The 3,478-nt window shown below is 69.6% G+C and carries 4 protein-coding genes and 1 pseudogene; 3 read left to right on the top strand and 2 right to left on the bottom strand.

The features are described from left to right. Window positions 1–958: hypothetical protein (locus ACFE67_RS14610; RefSeq protein WP_375407599.1), on the bottom strand; the 958-nt coding region annotated here is incomplete at its 3' end. Window positions 959–1,038: 80 nt separating this feature from the next. Here ACFE67_RS14610 and ACFE67_RS14605 point away from each other — a divergent pair. Next, window positions 1,039–1,608: an acetyltransferase gene (locus ACFE67_RS14605; RefSeq protein WP_375407598.1), complete on the top strand. Its 570-nt coding sequence runs from the start codon at window positions 1,039–1,041 to the stop codon at window positions 1,606–1,608. 44 nt (window positions 1,609–1,652) lie between these two features. Here the strand turns inward: ACFE67_RS14605 and ACFE67_RS14600 are convergent, their stop codons facing one another. After that, window positions 1,653–2,390, bottom strand: a complete 738-nt coding sequence (locus tag ACFE67_RS14600) for a glycosyltransferase (protein WP_375407597.1) — start codon at window positions 2,388–2,390, stop codon at window positions 1,653–1,655. Between the two features lie 63 nt (window positions 2,391–2,453). On the opposite strand from ACFE67_RS14600, the gene ACFE67_RS14595 reads away from it, so the two are divergent. Both ACFE67_RS14595 and ACFE67_RS14590 read left to right on the top strand, forming a co-directional pair. After that, window positions 2,454–2,777 (top strand): hypothetical protein, encoded by a 324-nt coding sequence (locus ACFE67_RS14595; RefSeq protein WP_375407596.1) that lies wholly within the window; start codon window positions 2,454–2,456, stop codon window positions 2,775–2,777. A 483-nt stretch (window positions 2,778–3,260) separates the two neighbouring features. Beyond that, window positions 3,261–3,478, top strand: a pseudogene (locus ACFE67_RS14590) (nuclease); the annotation flags it as partial.

Raw genomic sequence — 3,478 nt, 5'->3', positions numbered from 1 at the left:
CCCCGAGACGCTCGAGCACGTAGTGCTGCGACGCCTGGCGGAAGCCGGCCGAACGCGTCAACCTCGGGCGGACGAGGTCGCCGGAACGCGTCCTCCTCCGCCCTGAGCGCAGCCGGGCCTTCACCTCGTAGGCGACCAGCGCTCCGCGGTCGACAGCGACGATGTCGATCCCGCGCTTCGCGCGGGATCGCGGCAGCCCCGAGTCGTCGAGTTCCACGATCACCTCGTCCCTCACCGTTTCGAGGAACGATCGCGCCGCCTCTTCGCCGAGGTTGCCGATCTGTACGGTGGTCGCCGCGTCGAGGAAGGCGTCGAGTTCGGCGAAGGCATCGGCGCCGGACGGGAACGCACCCCAGGCTGTCGCGTCGAATCGATTGCGATACACGTCCAGGAGCGGACCGGCGACACCGAGCACGCCTGATTCGACGACCGCGGGGAACTCCGTGTCGTCGCAATAGAGCAGCGCGCAGAAGTACAGACCGCGTTCATGCACCGCCTTCCGCTCGAGCGCCCGGAACCGGAGGCCGTCACGGGAGAGCCCCTGATTGAGCGCGCGGTCCTGCGGGAAGAGGTTCGGTCCGTACGTCCCTCCCCCGGAGTTCGGGATGAGGTGACCTCGGTCCAGCGGGCGGCCACCGCGCTGCAGCAGCGGATAACCGGCCTGGTAGTGCTTCTCGCGAGCGTGATCGGGAGTGGTGAGCCGTGCGACCGCGGCGACGGTTCGAGCAGAGGCCGTCGGTAGACGGACGTCGAGCAGGAACGTCACTCCCGCACTCACGGTCGACACCAACTCGGCATCGGGATGCAGGTACCGGTACCGATCGCTCCAGAGCTCCACGAGGCCGTCGATCCATTCCGTGTCGCTCACGGCACTGTGATCGGTGAGCTGCGGCAGCCACCTCCGGTAGAACGCCGGCCCGACCATGTCGCTCGAGAACCGGAACGCCTCATCGGTCACGTGGCAATGATCCCTGCGTCGGCATCCACAGGTGCGGCTGTTCTTCGCGCCGCAGCGGACCGCCGTCCTAGGCTTCGAGGATGAGCGACGTCGACGCCGTCCCCGTGATCGACCTCTCGAAGGCGCCGGGCGCCGGGGAGCCGTGGGACCGCGGCATCGTCACGATGGCCCTCTGGATGCTCGTCGAGGCGCTGCTCGTCACGAACTCCCTGCAGGTCTCCTCCGGTATCCGGATCCGGGCGCTGCGCGCATTCGGCGCGACCATCGGCAGCGGCGTGATCATCCGCCCGCGCGTGCGGGTGAAGTTCCCCTGGAAGCTCGAGATCGGTGACCGGTCCTGGATCGGGGAGGGCGTCTGGTTCCACAACCAGAACCGCATCACTGTGGGCTCGGACGTGGTTATCAGCCAGGAGGCGTTCGTCACCACCGGCAGTCACCGCGCGCGGACCGACATGGGGCTGATCACCAAGCCCGTCGTCATCGAGGACGGCGTGTGGATCACCTCGCGCTGCGTCGTGCTCGGCGGCACGCACGTCGGCCGATCGGCGCTCGCCCGACCGACGACGGTGCTGAAGGGTGACATCGCCGCGAACTCGGTGGTCAGCGGGCCTGACTGCACGGTCGTCGGGGAGCGCTTCCCGACCTCCTGACCCCGCGCGGCCCGTCGAGAGACTGCGGACCCCGGCCCGAGGGGCTACCGAGCAGGTTCGACGGGCGAGGCGACGGCTGGCCCCAGAAAGAACTCCTCGAGGAGCACGCCGGCCACCGGCTTCGCAGGCTCCCTCGCGACCGACGCGGTCCGGGCCCGGAGCAGCGCTGCTGCCAGCGCATCGACGCTGTCGTCCGTCGGCACGACGGCTCCGATGGCGGCGCCCTGCTCGCGAACCGTCCCGACCCCGCCGGCCACGGCTCGCTTGCCGTAGGCCGCGGCCTCGGTGAGAACACCGCTGCTGCCCTCGTTGCTGTGCACCACGGCGACGATGTCGCTCGCCGCGAACGCCGCTGCATATCGAGCCGCGTCGAGATGCCCGCTCCCCCACACGATCCGGACGTTCTCGGCCCGCGACGACAGCGTCTGCACGACCTCCGGGTCCACGCTGCCCGGGAGGTACAGCACCCAGGGCTCCGAGGGTTTCGCTGCCATGATCTGCTCAAGGGCGTCGAGGATCAGCGCCGGGTTCTTCCGAGGGGTGACCTCACCGAGGATGGACACGACGACGACGCCGGCGAGGCCGGCATCCTGCTTCGCCGAGGTCTCGTCGGGCAGGCGCTGGGTGCTCAGCGGCGGATCGAGGACGACGGTGCCGTTCGACCATGTCGGCGGCGGCGGTGCGCCCGCGCCCTGCAGCACGCCGATCCGCGTGGCGAACGACGGCCGCTGCAGGAGCCGGATCATCGCGACCTTCGCGGCGTAGTTCAGACGACTGGACATGCCTCCGCGCGGCGGGTACGGACGCATCACGAGCAGCGCTACGGGCGTCCGAGACCGGGCCGTGTGCGTGAGGCGGTCCAGCACCAGGGTCGGCAGCCATCGGTCACCGTCGGGGATGAACAGCTCATCGCACACATCGATCGCACGCTGCAGGAGCGGACGCCCGAACTCGCGATCAGTGCGCAGCTCGATGACCCGGCAGCCGTCGGCCGAGCTCCCGACGTGACTGCTCCATTCCGGGCCCTGCTGCGCGCGGACCGACTCGGGAACGACGATGCTGACATCCCCGCGAGCAGGGATCGCCGACCGCAGGATCCGGCCGACATACGCCAGTCGATGCCCGCTTCCGAGGCTCTCGAGCACGGCGACACGACGGGTGCCTGGTGAGCGCCCGTCTGTCTCGGTGGTCGTGTGCGCAGACATCATCCGTCGGATGCCCGCTGGCGGTGCGGAGGGATCACGCGGATGCGCTCCTGTCGAGGTCGATGTTCGCTGAGCGGTGCCGGGCGCGGCTCGTCGAGCGACCGTGGCCGGTCTGCCGTGAGGCGATGGCCCACTGGCCGTGCCCCATCATCGACCTGACAATGCCCGTCGAGCGGGCCGCCATCCCGCGAGCCGTGAACAGCCATCGCGTCCGAAGCCGTCACAGCGGCCGTCCTGAAGGTGGGACGCTCACCTCGAGGGCGAGTGACCGACTTGTGGATCGCAGCCGTCGCTGTTGACCGCGGCGCCGCGCTGATCCCAACGCAGCCCGACGAGTTCGCCGACCTCGTGGACGTCCGCGGGGCCTGATCGCCGCAGACGTGAGGGCGGTCGGACCCGGATCCAGCGCTCCCAGCAGATCGCGGAGACAGGCGGGAGACTCGACGGATGGCGGACCGCACGTACGTGATCATCGACGGCGAGAACCTCGATGTGACGCTCGGGTCATCGATCCTGCGCCACGCGCCGAAGTCGGCGGAGCGACCCCGCTGGGAGCGGGTGATCGAGTTCGCTCGCACGCTCTGGTCCGACGACGTCATCGGGCTGTTCTTCATCAACTCCAGCCGGGGCGACACCCCCTGGCCGTTCGTCGCCGCGATCCAGAA

The organism is uncultured Amnibacterium sp., from assembly GCF_964244015.1.
Classification (GTDB): Bacteria; Actinomycetota; Actinomycetes; order Actinomycetales; family Microbacteriaceae; genus Amnibacterium.
This window is presented reverse-complemented; position numbering and strand designations above follow the sequence as displayed.